The organism is Pseudomonas sp. 2835 (assembly GCF_050435905.1).
Lineage (GTDB): Bacteria > Pseudomonadota > Gammaproteobacteria > Pseudomonadales > Pseudomonadaceae > Aquipseudomonas.
In genome coordinates this window covers 67,576-86,902 of record NZ_JBNDLE010000006.1, presented here as the reverse complement: position 1 = coordinate 86,902, position 19,327 = coordinate 67,576, and the positions used below count along the sequence as shown (strand labels likewise).

19 protein-coding genes are annotated in these 19,327 nt (G+C 64.9%); 9 read left to right on the top strand and 10 right to left on the bottom strand.

Annotated elements, in window-relative coordinates:
- Positions 1-78 precede the first annotated feature (78 nt).
- Together thpR and ABIE20_RS10550 are read left to right on the top strand one after the other, a co-directional pair.
- On the top strand, positions 79-618 hold the full coding sequence (thpR, locus tag ABIE20_RS10555; RefSeq protein WP_429504978.1) for an RNA 2',3'-cyclic phosphodiesterase: 540 nt from the start codon (positions 79-81) through the stop codon (positions 616-618).
- A gap of 176 nt (positions 619-794) precedes the next feature.
- Positions 795-1,112, top strand: a complete 318-nt coding sequence (locus tag ABIE20_RS10550; protein WP_429504977.1) for a DUF2834 domain-containing protein — start codon at positions 795-797, stop codon at positions 1,110-1,112.
- A gap of 89 nt (positions 1,113-1,201) precedes the next feature.
- On the opposite strand, the gene ABIE20_RS10545 is transcribed toward ABIE20_RS10550, so the two are convergent.
- The 3 genes from ABIE20_RS10545 to ABIE20_RS10535 form a co-directional block, all read right to left on the bottom strand.
- Positions 1,202-3,646, bottom strand: coding sequence for a TonB-dependent siderophore receptor (locus tag ABIE20_RS10545; RefSeq protein ID WP_429504976.1), 2,445 nt, complete (start codon positions 3,644-3,646; stop codon positions 1,202-1,204).
- Positions 3,647-3,732: 86 nt separating this feature from the next.
- A complete protein-coding gene (locus ABIE20_RS10540; RefSeq protein ID WP_429504975.1) occupies positions 3,733-4,716 on the bottom strand; it encodes a FecR domain-containing protein in 984 nt (327 codons plus the stop codon).
- Positions 4,713-5,219 carry a sigma-70 family RNA polymerase sigma factor gene (locus tag ABIE20_RS10535; protein ID WP_429504973.1) on the bottom strand — a complete coding sequence of 169 codons (507 nt, stop codon included), beginning with the start codon at positions 5,217-5,219 and terminating at the stop codon, positions 4,713-4,715. The genes ABIE20_RS10540 and ABIE20_RS10535 overlap by 4 nt, the downstream gene beginning before the upstream one ends.
- A gap of 165 nt (positions 5,220-5,384) precedes the next feature.
- Between ABIE20_RS10535 and ABIE20_RS10530 the strand changes: the two genes are divergently transcribed.
- Positions 5,385-6,278 carry a GNAT family N-acetyltransferase gene (locus ABIE20_RS10530; protein ID WP_429504971.1) on the top strand — a complete coding sequence of 298 codons (894 nt, stop codon included), beginning with the start codon at positions 5,385-5,387 and terminating at the stop codon, positions 6,276-6,278.
- A 5-nt stretch (positions 6,279-6,283) separates the two neighbouring features.
- Here the strand turns inward: ABIE20_RS10530 and ABIE20_RS10525 are convergent, their stop codons facing one another.
- On the bottom strand, positions 6,284-7,489 hold the full coding sequence (locus ABIE20_RS10525; protein WP_429504969.1) for an NAD(P)/FAD-dependent oxidoreductase: 1,206 nt from the start codon (positions 7,487-7,489) through the stop codon (positions 6,284-6,286).
- A 192-nt stretch (positions 7,490-7,681) separates the two neighbouring features.
- Here ABIE20_RS10525 and ABIE20_RS10520 point away from each other — a divergent pair, with 192 nt between their 5' ends.
- Positions 7,682-8,191: an RrF2 family transcriptional regulator gene (locus ABIE20_RS10520; protein WP_045201334.1), complete on the top strand. Its 510-nt coding sequence runs from the start codon at positions 7,682-7,684 to the stop codon at positions 8,189-8,191.
- 6 nt (positions 8,192-8,197) lie between these two features.
- On the opposite strand, the gene ABIE20_RS10515 is transcribed toward ABIE20_RS10520, so the two are convergent.
- Complete coding sequence (locus ABIE20_RS10515) at positions 8,198-8,797, bottom strand: NAD(P)H-dependent oxidoreductase (RefSeq protein ID WP_429504966.1); 600 nt, start codon at positions 8,795-8,797, stop codon at positions 8,198-8,200.
- 89 nt (positions 8,798-8,886) lie between these two features.
- Here ABIE20_RS10515 and ABIE20_RS10510 point away from each other — a divergent pair, with 89 nt between their 5' ends.
- Positions 8,887-9,477 (top strand): TetR/AcrR family transcriptional regulator, encoded by a 591-nt coding sequence (locus ABIE20_RS10510; protein ID WP_429504965.1) that lies wholly within the window; start codon positions 8,887-8,889, stop codon positions 9,475-9,477.
- A gap of 109 nt (positions 9,478-9,586) precedes the next feature.
- Positions 9,587-10,282 (top strand): DUF1963 domain-containing protein, encoded by a 696-nt coding sequence (locus tag ABIE20_RS10505; RefSeq protein ID WP_429504963.1) that lies wholly within the window; start codon positions 9,587-9,589, stop codon positions 10,280-10,282.
- Position 10,283: 1 nt separating this feature from the next.
- On the opposite strand, the gene ABIE20_RS10500 is transcribed toward ABIE20_RS10505, so the two are convergent.
- Positions 10,284-10,898, bottom strand: a complete 615-nt coding sequence (locus tag ABIE20_RS10500) for a cell wall hydrolase (protein ID WP_429504962.1) — start codon at positions 10,896-10,898, stop codon at positions 10,284-10,286.
- 134 nt (positions 10,899-11,032) lie between these two features.
- Here ABIE20_RS10500 and ABIE20_RS10495 point away from each other — a divergent pair, with 134 nt between their 5' ends.
- Positions 11,033-11,884: a CAP domain-containing protein gene (locus ABIE20_RS10495; RefSeq protein WP_429504960.1), complete on the top strand. Its 852-nt coding sequence runs from the start codon at positions 11,033-11,035 to the stop codon at positions 11,882-11,884.
- A gap of 6 nt (positions 11,885-11,890) precedes the next feature.
- On the opposite strand, the gene ABIE20_RS10490 is transcribed toward ABIE20_RS10495, so the two are convergent.
- Positions 11,891-13,333, bottom strand: a complete 1,443-nt coding sequence (locus tag ABIE20_RS10490) for a SulP family inorganic anion transporter (RefSeq protein ID WP_429504958.1) — start codon at positions 13,331-13,333, stop codon at positions 11,891-11,893.
- Between the two features lie 58 nt (positions 13,334-13,391).
- Entirely contained in the window at positions 13,392-16,043 is a 2,652-nt protein-coding gene (locus tag ABIE20_RS10485) for an excinuclease ABC subunit A (protein WP_429504956.1), read from the bottom strand.
- A 96-nt stretch (positions 16,044-16,139) separates the two neighbouring features.
- Here ABIE20_RS10485 and ABIE20_RS10480 point away from each other — a divergent pair, with 96 nt between their 5' ends.
- Entirely contained in the window at positions 16,140-16,481 is a 342-nt protein-coding gene (locus ABIE20_RS10480; RefSeq protein WP_429504954.1) for an SH3 domain-containing protein, read from the top strand.
- A gap of 41 nt (positions 16,482-16,522) precedes the next feature.
- Here ABIE20_RS10480 and argC read toward each other — a convergent pair whose 3' ends face one another.
- Positions 16,523-17,455, bottom strand: a complete 933-nt coding sequence (gene argC / locus ABIE20_RS10475; RefSeq protein WP_429504952.1) for an N-acetyl-gamma-glutamyl-phosphate reductase — start codon at positions 17,453-17,455, stop codon at positions 16,523-16,525.
- Between the two features lie 111 nt (positions 17,456-17,566).
- On the opposite strand from argC, the gene ABIE20_RS10470 reads away from it, so the two are divergent.
- Positions 17,567-18,454 carry a LysR family transcriptional regulator gene (locus ABIE20_RS10470; RefSeq protein WP_429504950.1) on the top strand — a complete coding sequence of 296 codons (888 nt, stop codon included), beginning with the start codon at positions 17,567-17,569 and terminating at the stop codon, positions 18,452-18,454.
- Here the strand turns inward: ABIE20_RS10470 and ABIE20_RS10465 are convergent.
- Positions 18,451-19,173 carry a GNAT family N-acetyltransferase gene (locus tag ABIE20_RS10465; protein WP_429504949.1) on the bottom strand — a complete coding sequence of 241 codons (723 nt, stop codon included), beginning with the start codon at positions 19,171-19,173 and terminating at the stop codon, positions 18,451-18,453. The genes ABIE20_RS10470 and ABIE20_RS10465 overlap by 4 nt on opposite strands.
- Between the last annotated feature and the right edge of the window lie 154 nt (positions 19,174-19,327).

Here is a 19,327-nt window from a genome sequence, read left to right as displayed (position 1 = left end):
TGCAGAGGTTGCTCGCCGCCGTGAGGTGTCTAACGGTAGAGTCAGCAACTGGAGCTGAACTACACAGGATGACGCGGCATGGACCCAGGCATTGGTGATACCGGTGAACCCTTCAAGCGGCTGTTCTTTGCCCTCGACTGCGTACCTGAGCAGCGCCGGGCCATTGCCCGCTGGCGCAGTGAGCTGAATATGCAAACCGGGCGGCCGGTGCCCTCGGCGAATTTTCACCTGACCCTGATGTTCCTCGGTGCCGCCGGCACTGCACAGTTACCGGCAATACTCGCTGCCGCTGGGGCGGTGAAGGTGGCGGGTGAGCCGCTGAGCCTGGTACTCGACCGGCTGCAGGTGTGGCGCCCGGCCAAGGCGCTGGTGCTGGTGCCCAGCCAGACCCCTGCGGCGTTGCGCCAGCTGGCCTATGCCCTGCAGCAGGCGATGCTGGCATTGGGCTTTGCCCAGGACCCACGGGATTACCGCCCGCACCTGACACTGGCCCGCGACTACCGCGGCAGTGAGCCCGAAGCCCTGGTGCCGGCAGAGTTTGTGCTGCGCGCGCGGCACTTCACCTTGTTCGAATCACGCAAGGGGCAGTACTGGCCGCTGGCGCAGTGGCCGTTGTAGCGTCACTGCGGCTATCTGCGTTGCCTGGTTTTACGACCGCTTCGCGGCCGATCGCGGGCAAGTCCCGCTCCCACAGGTTCTGCGCCGCCTTTGAGATGGATGCCGGGCCTGTGGGCGCTGGCTTGCCAGCGATGAGGCCGGTACATTCCACCTTCAATGCTCAAGGATGACATCCTATGAAAAAGCCCTGGCTGGCACTGCTCGCCTTGCTTGGTTTCAGTGCCTACACCCTGTACACCATGCTCATCGCCGAACAGTCGTTGCTGCAGTTCGGCCTTGAGTTGATCTCACGGCCGGACACCGCCCAGGTGGTGATCGACCTGTACCTGCTGGCGGCGTTAGCGTGCGTGTGGATGTACCGCGATGCGCGCCAGCGCGGCAGGTCGTGGCGGGCGGTGCTGCCGTACTGGTTGCTGACGGCAGTGTTCGTCTCGGTGGGGCCGTTGTTGTATATCGTGGTCAATGGTTTTCGACGTAAGCCCGCTGGCGCCTGAATGACGAGCGCTGGCAAAGCCAGCTCCCACAAATCTGCAACACACAGACCCATTGTGGGAGCCGGCATTGCCGGCGATTGGCTGACAACTTAGAACTGCGGCGTGTACTTCACGCTGAAGGTGAAGTTGCGCGGGTCGCCGAAGTTGTTGTTGCCGTTGAGCTGGTTGTAGGCCGCAATGTAGTAGTGCTTGTCGAACAGGTTGTTGGCATTCAGCGCCAGGCCCACTTCCGGGCTCAGCTGGTACGCCAGGCGCGCGTTCCACACCGCGTAGCCGGGCACGTCGTAGGTGTGCTCGTAGCCCAGGGTATGCGACTGCGCGGTGAAGCCCAGGCCGGCGCTGACCTTGCTCCAGTCACCCGGCAGCTGGTAGTTACCCCACATGCGCAACATGTGCTTGGGCGTCCAGGTGCTGAACACCTTGCCCTTGTTGTCCGGGTCGTCGAGGTAGGTGGTGGTGTTGTAGGTGTAGCCGGCAAACAGCTGCAGGCCGCTGAGCACTTCGCCGCTGACTTCAGCCTCGATACCCTGGCTGCGCACCTTGCCGGCGGCGGTGGAGCAGTACCAGTCATCGCAGGCAAAGCCCGAGGCCTTGTCGATGATCGCGCGGTTTTCCTGGTCGTAGCGGAACACCGCCAGGGAGGTATTGACGCGGCCATCAAGCAGTTCGCCCTTGATGCCCATTTCGTAGTTGCTGCCAATGATCGGCTTGAGCGGCGCGCCGCCGACGCTGCGTTCGGTCTGTGGTACGAAGACGTCGGTGTAGCTTGCGTACAGCGACCACTCGCGGCTCAGGTCGTAGACCATACCGATGTACGGGGTAACTTCACCGCTTTCGGTCATGGTGCTGGTCGGGCTGACCGAAGGGGCGCGGGTGACACCGGCATACATGGTCGTGTCATAGCTGTAGTCGAACCAGCTGACCCGCGAACCCAGCACCAGGGTCAACGGCTCGGCCAGCTTGACCCGCCAGGCGCCATACAGGCCTTTCTGGCGCACGTCATAGGCACTGCTGAAACCACGGCCGTTGGGCTTGTCGAGCAAGCTGTCGTAGCTGATATCCGGGCGGTGATGGTCGATATCGAAGATGTTGTCAGTGCTGTCGTTGAACGTGCGTGCGAACAGATCATCGGTGGTCAGCTTCGAGTAGTTGCCGCCCAGGGTGATTTCCTGCTCGAGGTTGAAGGCGTTGAATTTGCCCACCAGGTTCATGTCGACACCTACCTTGGTGGAGTCGAAATCGGTCACCCAGTCGGCATAGCTCACACCGCTGCCATCGAAGTTGATGGCATCGTCAACGGTCTGCACCCGCTGGTGGGTCGACTTGTTGGTTTCACTCATGCGGATCGCACCAACGTGGAATTTCCAGTCGTCGTTGAAGCGGTGCTCAAGGTCGGCGTACAGGGTGGTGACGTCGATTTGCGAATGGTTCCAGCGTGAACCGGTAAAGGTCGAACGCGGCACATCCAGGCCGCTGCCGTCGGCATAGCGCGGCAACCCGCGCAGCATTGGCCGCGACTCACCGTTGGACTGGCTGACCGCGAAACCCAGGGTGGTGGCCTCGTTCAGGTCGAAGTCCAGCGCGCCGTACAGCGAATGGGTCTTGCTCCATTCGTAGTCGACGAACGAATCACTCTGGTCCTCGTCGGCGACGAAGCGCCCGCGCACGGTGCCGGCATCGTTCAACGGGCCGCCGGCGTCCAGTTGCAGGCCGTAGTGGTCCCAGCTGCCGGCCTTGCCGGTGACCGTCACGGTCGGCGCAGCCTGGCCGCGCTTGCGCACCAGGTTAACGGCGCCGCCCGGGCTGCCGGTGCCTTGCAACAGGCCGGAAGCGCCGCGCAGCACTTCCATGCGGTCGAAGAAGATCAGGTCCTGGGTCGCCCAGTTGCCCAGCGAATAGGTGTTGCGCGGGATCGCCACGCCGTCGTACTGCCAGTCGTCGATCTGAAAGCCGCGCGAATAAATGATCAGGCCCGGGCCCACGCCCTGCAGGCCGACCAGGCCAGTGGTCTGGTTGACCGCGTCCTTGAGGTCGACGATGTTCTGGTCGTCCATCTGCTGGCGGGTCATGACCGTGACCGACTGGGGGATTTCCCGCAGGGTATGGCTGCCCTTGCCAATGGTGGTTGCCCGTGCCGCGTAGGAGCCGCTGCCCTCGGTGGTGGCCGCATCGACACCGCTGCTGCTGATGCTGGTGGCGCCCAGCTCCAGGGCGTTGCCGGCGTCGATGCTCGGCAGCACGCTGAAGTTGCCCTGTTCGGTGACCAGCAACTGCAGGCCGCTGCCGGCCAGGGCCTTGTGCATGGCCTGCACGGCGCTCATCCGGCCGACGATCGCCGGCGCCTGCTTGCCCTGTACCAATGCCGGGTCCAGGGACACGATGCGCCCGCTCTGGCTGGCGATGGCATTGACGGTGCTGGCCAGGGAGGCGGCCGGCAGGTTGAAGCTCAGGGCCTGTTCCTGGGCCTGGACGGTGCTGGCCAGCGCGGCCAGGGCCATGGCGGCAGGAAGGGCGTGGGACCAAGGGTTGAGCACGGAATTCTCCTGATTATGTTGGCGTGTCAGGAGATAGGTGCGATGAGAAATGAAAACCGGACACAAATACGAGTGATTTGCATAAATTATTTTTGCAGCGGGGTTTTCGCCCGAATCAGCGTCAGCCACGGGCTGTACTGATCGACCTTGACCGGCAGGGTTTCGGCCAGTGCGGCGAAGGCCCGCTGCGGTTCGTCGAGCGGGAACACCCCCTGCACGCGCAGCCCGCGCACCTCGGGTTCAACCCGAACAAACCCACGGTAGTAAGGGCGCAGCGCCTCGACCACTGACTCGAGGGAGTCATCCAGCACATTCAGGCGCCCGCTGAGCCAGTCGGCGCGCTGACGCTCGTCATTGCCCAGGGCTTCGATGCGTTCGCCATGCAGCAGCGCGGCCTGACCTTCCTGCACGTCCAGTTCGCTGCCGTTGAACAGCCGCGCGCGTACCGAATGCTCAAGCACCACCAGACGCGTGGCCTGGGCTTGCTGGCTGACCAGAAAGCGCGTGCCCAGGGCGCGCATTTCACCCTGGGCGCTACGCACCCGCAACGGCCGCTGCGGGTCGGCGGCGACCTGGATGATCAGCTCGCCACGGCGCAGTATCACCAACCGCTGCTGACCATCGAACTGCAGGTCGACGGCGCTGCCGGCATTCAAACTCAGGCGGCTGCCATCGGCCAGGGTGAAGTCGCGGCGCTCGCCCTTGGCGGTGCGCAAATCGGCCAGCAGCTCTTGGCCGACCTCACTGCGCGCGCCCAGCCACAGGCCACCGCCGAGCACGCCGATACCGACGAAAGCGCGCAGCAGTTCGCGCCGCGAGCCATGGGTTTGCAGCAGCAATTGGCGCGCCTCACCGGCCTGGCCGGGGGCGCGGCGCTCGAAGTTGCGCACGGTCTGGCAGGCGCCACCCAGACGCTCCTGCAAGCGTGCCCAGGCCTGGGCGTGGGCCGGGTCGCTGCCCAGCCAGTTGCTGAACTCGCTGTTGAGCTGGGCGTCGGTGTTGCCGGCGCTCAGGCGCACCATCCAGTCGATGGCGGCTTCGGCGCTGGGCTCGAGGCGGCGCTGGCTCATGGCGCCAGCTCGCTGAGGTAGCACTGGCTCAGGGCCTGCTTCATGTAGCGGCTGACCGTGCGCTCGGAGATGTCGAGCTTGCGCGCGATATCGACGTAGCTCATGCCGTCGAGCTGGCTGTAGAGGAAGGTGGCCTTGACGATCATCGGCAGGCCGTCGAGCACCTGGTCGATGCTGACCAACGCTTCGATCAGCAGCAGTTGTTCTTCGGGGGAGGGCGCCAATGGCTCGGGCAGCGCCGACAAGCGTTCCAGGTAGGCCAGCTCCAGCTGGCGCCGGCGATGGCGGTCGAAGATCAGCCGGCGGGCGATGGTCGACAGGTAGGCGCGCGGCTGCTGGATGCTGGCCGGGTCGACCTGGGCGGCGAGCATCTGGCAGAAGGTCTCGGCGGCGGTGTCTTCGGCATCGGCGCGGTTGCGCAGGCGTTGGTGGATATGCTGCAGAAGCCACCGGTGATGGTCGCTGAAAAAGAAGCCCAGCTTGCGGGTGGAGGAGGTTGGCACCGGTTGGCGTTCCCGAAGGTGTGAGTGTGAATCGTTCTCAATCTTACCTGTGCGGAGAGGCAAGGTGCAATCACCCGCGTCCGGCCCGCTTTACAATTTACCTACAGATTGTTCCTGGCCGCAGTAATAGGGTGGCGGCCAGACAAAAAACCAAGAGAAATGCGCATGGACCTGTCGATCGCAGGCCAGCAGTTCAGCCTGCTGGAAAACTTCAAGGACGATACCCGGATGCGCGCCAGCTTCAACGCCTTGACCCACCAGACCTTCGAATTCGATTTCGAACAGTGGTACCAGGACGGCTATTGGGGCGAAGGCTACCAGCCGTGGGCGTTGGCCCATGACGGGCGCATCGTCGCCAACATCTCGGTCAACCTCATGCACTTCGAGGTGTTCGGTGAGCACAAGCAAGGCATCCAGCTAGGTACCGTGATGGTTGCGCCGGAGTATCGCGGCAAAGGCCTGAGCCGCGTGCTGCTGGAGCGGGTGCTGGACAGATGGCAGGGCCAGTGCGAACTGATCTACCTGTTTGCCAACGACACGGTGCTGGATTACTACCCGAAATTCGGTTTTGCGCGGGTGCTCGAACATGAATACAGCGCGGCGCTAACCCCATCGGACAGGCCTTGCAGCTTCCTCCGGGTCGACATGGACGACCTGCTCGAGCGCCAGCGCTTCATCAGCGCGGTTGACAGTGCCGTGCCCGTTGCACGCCTGGCGATGTGCAGCAACCCTGACCAGACGATGTTCTATTGCACGTCGTTTTTCAAAGACTGCGTTCACTACTCGCCAGCACTGCAGGCCTATGTGGTGATGGAAATCGTCGACGGGGTGATGACGCTTTTCGAGGTGTTCGCAAGGCGTGCCCTCGACCTCAAGGCACTGATCGCTGAACTGCGCACGCCCCAGACCACCCGGGTGGTGCTGGGGTTTGCGCCGCTCGATAGCAGCGGCTTCGAGGCGCAGCCGCTGGTCTCGGATGACAGCCTGTTCGTGCTCGGCCAGGCCGGCCAATTTATCGAAGACGCCAGGCTGATGTTCCCGTTGCTGTCACACGCCTGAGCCGTTCAGGCCACAACCGGAATCAGCGGATCGGCCGCCGCCAGGGCAACCGCCCGATCGGCTGCCGGCGGGTAGATCCACACCGAGTTGATCTGCTGCTTGAGGGTCTTGGCTTCGTCCTTGATCAGCTTCACCTCACGCTCCCAACCCTCGGTGTACACCGCGCCCCAGGCCCCCAGGTCCAGGCAGGTGACGTACTTGGGCTGGCGGTACGGCGTCGGCTCGACGCCAAGCAGGTCGGCGGCGACGTTGTTGCCCGAGTGGCGGCCCAGGGCGATGGCGTGCTGGCAGGTCATCAAGGCGTGGTTGCCCAGGTCATCGGTGGCGGCGTAGGCCACGTCGCCGGTGGCGAATATATGTTCCTGGCCAAGGACCTTGAGGTTGCCATCGACATGCAGGCGGCCATGGTTATCGCGTTGCCCGGGCACTTGTTCGGTAAGTGAACTGGCGCGCACACCGACGGTCCAGACCACGGTGCTGGCCTCGATGCGCTGGCCATCGGCGAGGGTCACGCCGCCGGCATCGACGGCGGCTACCGAGGCATTCAGGCGCCACTCGACCCCCAGCGCCGTGCAGGCTTCGATGATTGCCGGGCTGATGCCTTCGCCCAGGGCGGCGCCGATCTTGTTGCCGCGATCGACGATGATCACCTGCACCTGGGCATCTTCGCCGAGCACCGCGCGCAGGCGGGCGGGCATTTCGGTGGCGGTCTCGATCCCGGTGAAGCCGCCGCCGGCCACTACCACGGTATTGCGCGCCTTTGATGCAGGCCGCTGGGTCAGGGCTTCGATGTGCTGCTCCAGGCGGCTGGCCGATTCGATCTGGTCGACGTCGAAGGCGTACTGCTCAAGCCCGGCCAGCGCTGGGCGGACCACACCGCTACCGCTGGCCATGACCAGCCGATCGTAGCCCAGCACCTGCGGGCGGCCCTGGCCGTCGCGGTAGCCGACGCGTTTTTCGACCACATCAATCTGGTCCACCGCGCCCTGGATGAAGTTCACCCCCACCGCAGTAAACAGCTCGGCCAGCGGCGCTTTCAACTGCTGCACAGCGGTTTCGTAGAAGCGTGGGCGGATGCGCAGTTCGGCTTGCGGGGCGAGCACGCTGACAGTGACATCGTTGCGCCCGTGCTGGTCCAGCAGGCGGCTGGCGCTGAGGGCGCTCCACATACCGCCGAAGCCGGCGCCGATGATCAGGATGTGCTGTTTCATGTTCTGCTCCGAGAAAAAAGGGCTGTTGTTTGCCGGACGCAAGGTTATGTTGCCTGCGCCGGATAACTACGACTGTATTGGTCGTAGTTAAATGGCGCAAGCATTTTCTTAACGCCTATGGGTTAAGACTTAGGTTTGCTGGTGGTCAGGGTGAGCTGCTAGTATTGGCGACAAATCAAGTCGGAGATGGTCATGTCCCTGTATAGCGCCGGCGTCGAGTACGGCTTGCACTGCCTGCTGTTTCTGGTCGACGACCTGGGCGAAAGCCGTGAAGCCAGCGTGCGTGACCTGGCCGAGCTGCAGGGGGTGCCCCATGAATACCTGGCCAAGGTCTTTACCAAGCTGGCCAAGGCCAGGCTGGTGGTGGCCACCGAGGGTGTGCGGGGTGGTTTCCGGCTGGCCCGGCCGGCGGATGAAATCACCGTGCTGGATATCGTCACGGCCATCGACGGGCACAAGGCGATCTTCGATTGCCGCGACGTGCGCGACCGCTGCACCTTGTTCGACGGCGCGCCGCCGGCCTGGGCCATCGATGGCACCTGTGCCATTCACGCGGTGATGCTCACCGCGCAAAAACGCATGGAAGAAGCCCTGGCCCAGCAGACTATCCTCGACCTGTCGCGGCGCCTGGGGCGCAAGGCGCCGGCGGAGTTTTCCACCCAGGTGGTGAAGTGGATCAACGAGCGCCGCGACAGCAAGTAAGGCGCTTCAGGCGGGCTCGGCGACTTCGGCGAACAACCTGCGGCCGTGCTCGAACATGCGCTGCAGGTGGGCGCTGGGGTCGGTGTTTTCCGATTCCAGCAGCAGGGTCGAGCTCGCCACCCGGGCGCCGCAGTAATCGAAGATGCCGTGGTCGATCTGGGTTTTCATCGCCTGCCCGTAACCATGCTTGCTGAAAGTCGCGGCATCGGCGCCGCCAACGCCCACCAGGTGCACGTTCAAGCGGCCCAGCATTTTCACCATTGGCGCCTCGGTGCTGAAATCGAACGCCCAGCCATTGCTGAACACCCGGTCGATCCAGCCCTTGAGCAGCGCCGGCATCGACCACCAATACACCGGAAACACCAGCACCAGCGCATCGCTGCGGTCAATGCGCGCCTGCTCGGCCAGCACATCGGCGCCAGGCGCTGCAGTGCGGTGGTGAACCGCGTGGTCGGCGGCGCCGAACACCGGGTTGAAACCTTCGGCGAACAGGTCGGCGAGCTCGGCGCTATGGCCGTTTTCCAGCAACCCCTCGACTACCTTGGTGGCCAGGCTGTGGGTGAGCGAGCGTGGATCATGATGAGCGACAACAACAAGCGCGTGCATGGCAAGGGCTCCTGCGGATTGCGGGGAAAGGGTGAAACTTGTAAGCTGGGCATAAGTTACTTTTAGTAAGTTACTTTTGGTAGGTAAGCATGTCAAGCGATCCTCAACCGCGTCGGCGCCTGTCGCGCGAAGACCGTAAGCAACAGCTGCTGGAAGTGGCCTGGCGCCTGGTCCGTGAAGAAGGCACCGAAGCCCTGACTCTGGGGCGTCTGGCCGAGTTGGCCGGGGTCACCAAGCCGGTGGTGTATGACCATTTTGGTACTCGCTCAGGCTTGCTGGCGGCGCTGTACCAGTGTTACGACGAGCGCCAGACCGCGGTGATGGATGCCGCCCTGGCCGCCTGCGAGCCGACGCTCGAGAGCATCGCGTCGGTTATCGCCTGCTCCTATGTCGATTGCGTTTTGACCCAGGGCCGCGAGATACCCGGAGTGAACGCCGCGCTGGCCAGCTCGCCAGAGCTTGAGCAGATCAAGCGCGAGTACGAGGCGGTGTTCATGGGCAAGTGCCGGGCGCTGCTGGAGCCGTTCAGTGGCCGTGGCGAGATTGGCGTCGCGGGATTGCGGGCGATGATCGGCGCGGCCGAGGCGTTGTCTCATTCTGCGGCGAACGGTGAGATTACGGCGGAGCAGGCGCAGCAGGAGTTGTTCGAGACCATCAAGGCGATGGTTATGCGCAGTTAGTGGATCATGTACGCCGGACCTGTGGGAGCCGGCCTTGCCGGCGATCGAGCGCGAAGCGCTCGCAGAGGCCGGAACAGGCACAACTTTTATCAGGAACATCGAGGTCAATATGGACATTGAAACAATCAAACAACGCCTGGCCAAACCCGCCACGCGCTTTTTCGCCGGCGGTTTTCGACCCACCGACAGCGATGAAGAAAGCTGGCTCGGCCGGGTCTTCCTCTACCGCCCCGACGAAGGCGTACCGACCAACGCCGCCGGTGAGCAACTGCTGCCCATGGCCCAGTTCCACCTGCCCAGCCTGCCGTTCAGCAGCCCGGCGCTCAAGGATATCCGCGTCCTCACCCTGTTCGTCGGCTACCCGTTCCCGGATGAGTTCGAGCCCATGGGCAACAACTGGCTGATCCGCGAATACCGCGCCGACGACGAGCTGGTGCGCAAGGACCTGCCGGTCGCCAACTCCTTTCTCAAGGCCTTCCCGCTGCGCGCTGAAAAACTCGCCGAAGACTATCCGCTGTGGGATGGTGGCGGCGTGCCGGATGAACTGGTCACGGAAATCGTCAAGCTCGAACGGGCAGGGGACATCGAGTGTTATTACGAGGTCATCACCCACGCCTACGAGCACAAGATCGGCGGCTATCCGTCGTTCTGCCAGTCGGGCGTGTACCCGGGCGACGGCTTCGAGTTCGTCTTCCAGGTTTCATCCGATGCCAAGATCAACCTCAACGTGGTCGACAGCGGCAGCCTGATGTTCTTCAAGCACCGCGACACAGGCGAGTGGACGATCTACTACGACTTCTATTGAGCTAGTGCGACTCGCCGTTGCGCGGCTTGTAGAACAGGAACTCGCTGGTCTGCGCGGTCCTGGCGAAGGTCTTCGACCAGTTGGGCCGTACATGGCGGTCGTGGAAGTACAGGGCGCCACCGGTTCGGTCAGGCAGTTGCTTGTTCAGCGCCTTGCGCGCGATTTCCTTGGCCAGGGTGTAGCGCACCTCTTCCTGGACAGCGTCCGAGCGCCCATCGCACCACCAGGAGAACTGGCAGGCGCCGGTCTCCGAGCCTTGTTTGACTACGCCGCAGACCGAATCGGGAAAACCCTGGTGGCCGACCCGGTTCATCACTACGTTGGCCACCGCCTCCATGTCGGCGGATTTACCGCCCTTGGACTCCCAGTAGATGCTGCGCGCCAGGCAGGTAATGGCGTCATCGAGCGCGGCCTCACCCGCCGGGTCGACGGCCTGGACTTCGGTCTTGGTGATGGCTTGGGATTTGGGCGCGGGTGGGGCATCGGGGTGGCTGGCGGCTTTTTGTTCCAGCACCTGGGCTTTTTCTTCGGCCACCTGGGCCTTGGAGTCGGCCGCAAGTGCCACGGCGCTGGAGAACGTCAGTACCAGGCAAGTTGCAATTGTTAGCAGGCGCATGCTCGAACCTTTGATTGCCTTGGGAGTGGAACTTCCCGTTACAGGATCGACCGCGGGGAACTCAAAACATTCCCGCTGTCAGACGACGGGCAACTTCGGGCATCATCTATGCAGTCCGTTCAAGGGAGATCTCCATGCGCGTCACTTCACCTGTTGCATCGCTGGCGTTGTTGTCGCTGGGCCTGGCGTTTAGCGTGACCGCCCAGGCCAGCGACGAGTCGCAACTGATCGAGTCGATCAACGCCTACCGCAGCCAGGCCCAGCGTTGCGCAGGCCAGGGGTCGATGGAGCTGCCGCCGCTGGCCAGCGATCCACGCCTGGTGTTACCAGCCAACAGCATGGGCGACCTGCGCGAGGCTTTGGCGCAAAAGAGCTACCCGATGGTCAACGTCCAGGCCATCAGCCTGTCCGGGCCGCGCGATGCGCAGACGGCGATGCAGGCGGTGCGCGAAAGCTTCTGCCAGGTGGTGCTCGACCCGCAGTTCGTCGATGTCGGTGTCAGCCGCGAGGGCCGCGACTGGCGCATCGTGCTGGCGCGGCCGTTGCTGGCCGGGCGCCTGGGCGACGTGCAGGCCGAAGGGCAGAAGGTTCTGGAGATGATCAACACCGCGCGCAGCCAGGCCCGCCAGTGCGGCGGCCAGCCGTTCAACGCCACCACGCCGCTGGCCTGGAACGCGACCCTGGCCGGCGCCGCCGAAAGCCACACGCGGGCCATGGCCAACAACAACTTCTTCGACCACAAGGACCGCGACGGTCGCACCCCGGGGGACCGCGCCGAACTTGCCGGGTATGCCGGCCAGCAGGTCGGCGAGAATATCGCCGCCGGGCAGGACACCGCGCGCAAGGTGGTCGATGGCTGGCTGGCCAGCCCCGGTCACTGCGCCAACCTGATGAGCCCGCAGTTCAGCGAGCTGGGCGCGGCTTACGCGGTCGATCCCAAAAGCGACGCCGGGATCTACTGGACGGCGATGTTCGGCGCGCCCTGATGCAGCTTAATGCTCAAGCCCGGCACGCTTGAGCAGTTGCTTGCAGCGCTCGGACAGGTGTACCACGCGCAGGTGCTTGCCGTTGTTGCTGTAGCGCTCGCGCAAGGTTTTGAGCGCGGCAATCGCCGAGTAGTCGACAACGTTCAGGTGGCGGCAGTCGAGGGTCACCCGGGCCGGGTCATTGGCCGGGTCGAACTGGTTGAGGAACGGCGTGGTCGAGGCGAAGAACAGCGTGCCGTGGACCTTGTACAGCTTGCTGCCGTCGCTCTCGTCATGGCTGTCGGCATACAGCTCGCGGGCCTGTTGCCAGGCAAAGTTGAGCGCGGCGATGACGATGCCGCATAGCACCGCAGTGGCAAGGTCGGTAAACACCGTGACCAGGGTCACGGCGATGATCGCCAGCACATCGTTGACCGGCACCTTGTGCAGCACTCGCAACGATGCCCAGGAAAACGTCTGCTGGGCCACCACGAACATCACCCCGACCAGTGCTGCCAGCGGAATGCGCTCGATCAGCGGCGAGAGGAACAGCACGAACATCAGGATCATCACCCCGGCAACCACCCCCGACAGCCGTCCACGGCCGCCGGAGCTCAGGTTGATGGCGGTCTGGCCGATCATCGCGCAACCGCCCATGCCGCCGAACAGCCCGCTGGTCATGTTGGCCACGCCCAGGGCCACGCATTCGCGGTCGGGGTGGCCGCGGGTTTCGGTGATCTCGTCGGTGAGGTTCAGGGTCAGCAGGGTTTCCAGCAGGCCGACCAGGGCCATGAGCAGCGCGTAGGGGGCGATGACCTGCAGGGTTTCGAGGTTCCACGGCACCTGCGGCCAGCTCCAGGCCGGCAGGCCACCGGCGATGTGGGCAAGATCGCCGAGGGTGCGGGTCGGCAGGTCGAGCAGGTAGACGCCGGCACCGACGCCGAGAATGGCGATCAACGCCGGCGGCACGCTGCGGGTCAGGCGCGGCAGCAGGTAGACGACGGCCATGGTCAGCGCCACCAGCCCCAGCATTAGGTACAGCGGTGCACCGCTGAGCCAGGCGCCATCGGCCTTGAAGTGCTCAAGCTGGGCCAGGGCAATGATGATCGCCAGGCCGTTGACGAAACCGAGCATCACCGAATACGGCACCATGCGCACCAGCTTGCCCAGGCGCAGCAGGCCGAAGGCGATCATGATCAGCCCGCCGAGCAGCACCGTGGCCAGCAGGTACTGCACGCCGTGGGTGACCACCAGGGCGACGATGACCACGGCCATGGAGCCGGCCGCGCCGGAAATCATCCCCGGCCGCCCGCCGAGCAGGGCAGTCAGGGTGCAGATGATGAAGGCGCCATACAGGCCCATCAGCGGGTTGAGGTGCGCCACCAGGGCAAAAGCGATGCACTCGGGCACCAGGGCGAAGGCTGTGGTGAGTCCTGCCAGGACATCGGCGCGAAGCGGGGTTGTTCTCATGACCTACCTGAAGAGCGGCCCGGCAGCGGGGTGCTGGCGGGGCAAAAAGCGCAGGATGCTACGTAATTTCCTCAGCGCAAGCCAGCGCCCTGGCCAGGAATCCCGCCGTGCGGCTCTGCTCACACGCCGCGACCTGCGCCGGTGGCCCGCTGACCACCAGCTTGCCGCCGGCACTACCGGCTCCGGGGCCGATATCGATCACCCAGTCGCTCTGGGCCACCACACGCATGTCGTGCTCGACCACGATCACCGTATGCCCGGCCTCGACCAGACGCTGCAGTTGCACCAGCAAACGGTCGATGTCCTGTGGGTGCAGGCCGGTGGTGGGTTCGTCCAGCACGTAGAGGGTGGCGCCACGCGCCAGGCGTTGCAGCTCGGTGGCCAGCTTGATGCGCTGGGCCTCGCCGCCCGACAGCTCGGTGGCCGGCTGGCCCAGGCGCAAATAGCCCAGGCCGATGTCCTGCAGTACCCGCAGGGCACGGCTGATGGCGGGCTGTTCAGCGAAGCGCTGGCTGGCCTGATCGACCGTCAGTTGCAGTACCTGGGCAATGTTCAACTCTTGCCAGGTGATGGCCAGGGTCTGGGGGTTGTAGCGGTCGCCATGGCAGGTCGGGCAGGGCGCATAGACGCTGGGCATGAACAGCAGCTCGACGCTGACAAAGCCTTCGCCTTCACACGTTTCGCAGCGCCCCTTGGCAACGTTGAACGAGAACTGTCCGGCATCGAAGCCTTGTGCTTGCGCTTCGGGCGTTGCCGCAAACAGCTTGCGCACGTGATCGAACAGGCCGGTATAGGTCGCCAGGTTCGAGCGCGGCGTACGGCCGATGGGCTTCTGGTCCACCGGCACCAGGCGGCGGATATGCTCAAGGCCGGCGCTGATCCAGCCGTCGCTGGTTTGTTCGGGTTCGTCTTCCAGGCTCTGTTCTGGTGCTTCTTCCTGGCTGCGGGCCTGGCCCAGGTGCTCGCCGAGCAGGTCGAGCAGCGCCTGACTGACCAGGCTCGACTTGCCCGAACCGGAAATCCCGGTGACCGCGCTGAAGCAGCCGAGCGGGAAGGCTACCGCCAGTTGCTCGAGGTTATTGCGGGTAATGCCTTCAAGTTGCAGCCAGGCCTGGGGCGTGCGCGGTTGGCGAGCCTCGGGAAGCTTGTCGTTGAACAGGTAGGTGCGGGTGCGCGAGGCCTCAATCTTGGCCAGGCCTGCCGGCGGGCCGCTGTACAGCACCTGGCCGCCGTGCTCGCCGGCGTCCGGGCCGACGTCCACCAGCCAGTCGGCGCGACGCATGGTGTCCAGGTCATGCTCGACCACATACACCGAATTGCCCGCCTGCTTGAGCCGCTGCAAGGCCGCGAACAGCGCTTCGCTATCGGCCGGGTGCAGCCCGGCGGAGGGCTCGTCGAGCACGTAGATCACCCCGAACAGCTGCGAATTGAGCTGGGTGGCCAGGCGCAAGCGTTGCAGCTCGCCCGACGACAAAGTCGGTGTGCTGCGCTCCAGGTCCAGGTAACCCAGGCCCAGGTCGATCAGGGTGCTGATGCGCTCGAGCAACTCGGCGGCGATGCGCTGCGCGGCCAGGCGCTTTTCCACCGACAGGTTGGGCGTGTGGCGCACGTCCGCGCCGCCTTCATGGGGGTTGTCGCCACGGGCGGCGCGTTGCTCGCGGGCCTGGCGGGTTTGCGCGTGGCTGAGCACAGCGCCGGCTTCTTCAGGCTGGTTGAGGTAGTCGGTATTGGCGACGGTCTTGAGCAGTTCGGCCAGATCAAGCAGGGGCAGGCGTGACAGCTCGGCGATGTCCTTGCCGGCAAAGGTGACTGTCAGTGCCTCGGCTTTCAGGCGCTTGCCGGCGCAGGCCGGGCAGGGGCTGGCACGCATGAACGCCGACACGCGTTTGCGCATCAGCGCGCTTTGCGAATGGGTGAAGGTGTGCAGCACATAGCGCCGGGCTCCGCTGAAGGTGCCCTGGTAGCTGGGTTCGAGCTTGCGCTTGAGTGCCTGGCGGGTTTGCGCCGGGGTCAGGCCGGCGTACACCGGCACCGTCGGGGTTTCTTCGGTGAAGAGGATCCAGTCGCGCTGTTCCTGGGGCAGGTCGCGCCAGGGGATGTCGACGTCATAGCCGAGGGTCACGAGGATGTCGCGCAAGTTCTGCCCCTGCCAGGCCATGGGCCAGGACGCCACCGCCCGTTGGCGGATGGTCAGCGACGGGTCGGGCACCATAGACGCCTCGCTGACATCGAACACCCGGCCCAGGCCATGGCATTCGGGGCAGGCGCCTTGCGGGGTATTGGCCGAGAAGTCTTCGGCGAACAGCATTGGCTGCTCGGGCGGGTAACTGCCGGCGCGCGAGTAGAGCATGCGGATCAGGCTCGACAGGGTGGTAACGCTGCCGACCGACGAGCGCGCGCTGGGTGTGCCGCGTTGCTGCTGCAGGGCCACCGCCGGCGGCAGGCCTTCGATGGAGTCCACCGCCGGCACGCCGACCTGGTCGATCAAGCGCCGTGCGTAGGGCGCCACCGACTCGAAATAGCGGCGCTGGGCTTCGGCATACAAGGTGGAGAACGCCAGCGACGACTTGCCCGAGCCCGACACCCCGGTGAACACCACCAGCGCATCGCGGGGGATGTCGACGTCGACATTCTTCAGGTTGTGCTCACGGGCGCCACGCACCCGGACACAACCGGCGGGGTTGGCACTGACTACTGGTTTTGCACACATGACGATATTCTTCCCTGCTGAGCGATCCGCATAAGTGGCAGACCGCCGAGCATGGCGGCAGTGCCGTCGATTTTCAAATGGAGGAGAAATCCGGTGATGTTCATGGTGATCGAAGCGCACCGCAGTGAGTACCCCGAGCCCATCACGTTTGCCAGGGGCGCGCCACTGCACATTGGCGAGTGCTATGACGGCGAGGAAGGCTGGGATGAGTGGTACTTGTGCAGTACACCCGGGCAGCAGGCCGGCTGGGTGCCGGGGCCGGTGATCGAGCGGCTGGGCGATGATCAGGGTGTTGCCCTGGAGGATTATTGCGCCCGGGAACTGGATGTGGACGTGGGAGATTGCCTGGAGGGTGGTCGGCAGTTGAACGGCTGGGTGTGGTGTCGCAAGGGGAGTGCGTCGGGGTGGGTGCCGTTGCGGGTGTTGCGGGTGGTGTGAAGCTATCGCGGGGCAAGTCGGGTCGCCCCGCGATTGGGCCCTCAGCCCATCGCCGCCAGCATCAGTTCCAGATTCTGCACCGCCGCCCCCGACGCACCCTTGCCGAGGTTGTCGAAAACCGCCGTCAGCAATACCTGGCCGTGCGCTTCATTGGCAAACACCGCCAGGCGCAGGTCGTTGCTGTCGTTGACCGCTTGCGGGTCGAGTTGCACCGCTGAGGCGCCCAGCTGCAGCGGCGCCACCTGTACATACCGGGCGCCGTGGTAATGCTCGGCCAGGCACGCCTGCAACCGCGCTGCGCTCACGCCCGGCGGCAGCAGCCGGGTCTGCAGGGCGATGGTCAGAACGATGCCCTGGCGGTAGCTGCCATAGCTGGGCACGAACACCGGCCGCTGCGACAAACCGGCATGCTGCTGGATTTCCGGCACATGCTTGTGGTCCAGGTGCAAGCCATACACCAGCACGCCCTGGGCGTTTTGCGCATCGGGTCCTTCATGACGCTCGACCGCCGTCCGGCCGCCACCGGAATAACCCGACACCGCGTTGACCGTCAGCGGATAGTCCACCGGCACCAGGCCTGCGCCAATCAACGGCCGCAACAAGGCAATGGCGCCAGTCGGGTAGCAGCCAGGGTTGCTGACCCGCTTGGCCTGGGCGATGCGCACGGCCTGTTGTTCGTCCAGCTCCGGCAAGCCGTACACCCAACCTGGGGTGGTGCGGTGCGCGGAGCTGGCGTCGATCACCCGTACGTGCGGGTTGACGATGGCCGCCACCGCGTCACGGGCGGCGTCGTCGGGCAGGCACAGAATGGCCACGTCGGCGCTGTTGATGGCTTCGGCGCGCAGGTGCAGGTTTTTGCGCTCGCCCGCCCGCAGGGTCAGCAGGCGCAGGTCGTTGCGAGCGTTGAGGCGGGCGTGGATCTGCAGGCCGGTGGTGCCTTGGTCGCCGTCGATAAAAACCAGGGGCTGGTGCATGGGGGCTCTCGTGCATAGGTGACAAATGTGCGGCCATCTTCACCTGCGGCTGGACGAAAGAAAATTTGAATATCATGATGCTCAACTTCATCTTTTCTGAACGATACAACCATGCGCGAGATCAGCCTCGACCGGCTGCGTACCCTGGTGGTGATCGCCGACCTCGGCTCCTTTGCCCAGGCGGCGCGGGCGCTCAACCTGGCGCCGCCGACGGTCAGCCTGCACATTGCCGACCTCGAGGCGCGCATCGGTGCGCCGCTGCTGGCGCGCAAGCGCGGGCAGATCCGCCCCACGGCCATCGGTGAAACCCTGCTCGAACGCGCCCGGCGCCTGCTGGCCGATGCCGAGCAGGCGCTGGATGATGTGCAGCGACAGGTCAAGGGCCTGGCCGGGCGGGTACGCCTGGGCGCGTCCACCGGTGCCATTGCTCACCTGCTGCCGCAGGCTTTGGACATCCTCGGCGTACAGCACCCCGGCATCGATGTGCAGGTACAGGTGCTGACCTCCAGCGAGTCCCTGGCACGCCTGCAGGACGGCAGCCTCGATATTGGCCTGGTGGCGCTGCCGCAAGCGGCGATCAAGGGCCTTCAGATCCGCCCGTGGCGGCGCGATCCGATCATGGCCTTCATCCCCGCCAGCTGGTCACCGCCGGCGCGGATCAGCCCGGCATGGCTGGCCAGCCGGGCGCTGATCCTCAACGACAGCAGCACCCAGTTGTCGCGGGTCACCAGCGAATGGTTTGCCAGCGCCGGCCTGCAACCGCCGGCGCGTATCCAGCTCAACTACAACGACGCGGTAAAAAGCCTGGTAGCGGCGGGCTACGGTGCGACCTTGCTACCCCATGAATCGGCGGCCCCGGAGCATGATCCGCGAATCTGCAGGCGCCCGTTGCGCCCGGGGCTGTGGCGGCACCTGGGTATCGCCTGCCGCCAGGGGGAGGTGGAGCAGGGCACCGGCTTCGTGCTGCAGGTGCTGATGAGCCAGGTCGTGAAAAGCTAGACCAGCCGCAAGCCGCGCCCACCCTCCAGCCACGGCCCTTCACCCAGGCGTTCCAGGGCCAGGGCCCGGGCTTTGCGGCTGAGCTGGTCAAGATGGCGGTCGCGCTGTTTCTCGGCATCGACCATCGCCCGCTTGCCGTGCTGCTTGAGCAGGTAGCTGTGGATCTGCTGCACCTCCAGGGTGCGGTAGATCGGCGCCACGTCGAGCACCGCCGCCATGCCGGTGCTGGGCTCGGCGCGGGTGTTCATCAATACCTGCGGGCCGCGCGCGCCAGTTACCTGAAAGCCCAGGGCTTCGAACACCGGCACCTTGGCGGCCACGCAGCCGAGCTCGGCCTGCGGATAGCGCGCGGTCATCTGCGCGAGCATGGCCCGGGCAATCCCCTGGCGACGGTGGCTGGCCTGCACGGCGAGGTAGGCCACCGAGCAGGCCTGCGGATCATCCTTGAGCGGCAGATAGAGCAAAAAGCCCACCACCTGCTCGGGATCGTCGAGGTCCATGGCCACGATCAGCTCGACCGGGATGCCGCGCGAACCGTCCATGGCCTCCAGGTACAGGTGCACTTCGAAGCCAATGCCGTACTGGTACAGGCTGTACAGCGGGTTGCTCGGCGGCAGGGCGACGCTGCTGATGTCGGTCAGGTAATCGACCACCATTTGCAGGATCTGGCTTTTGATCGGCTCGGCGGGCGGCGTGACGAAGTGGTGGAGGGCGGGCATCGGCAGGGGGGACTCCAGGCAAAAACGGCAATGGCGCGATTCTACCGCGCCGGCCTGCCATCCGTCCCTTCGGCGCGCAGATGATCTGAACTTCAGTTACGGCGCACCGCTCACTTGCATAGAGGGCACTTTTCGCCCGACTGCCGAAGGCTGC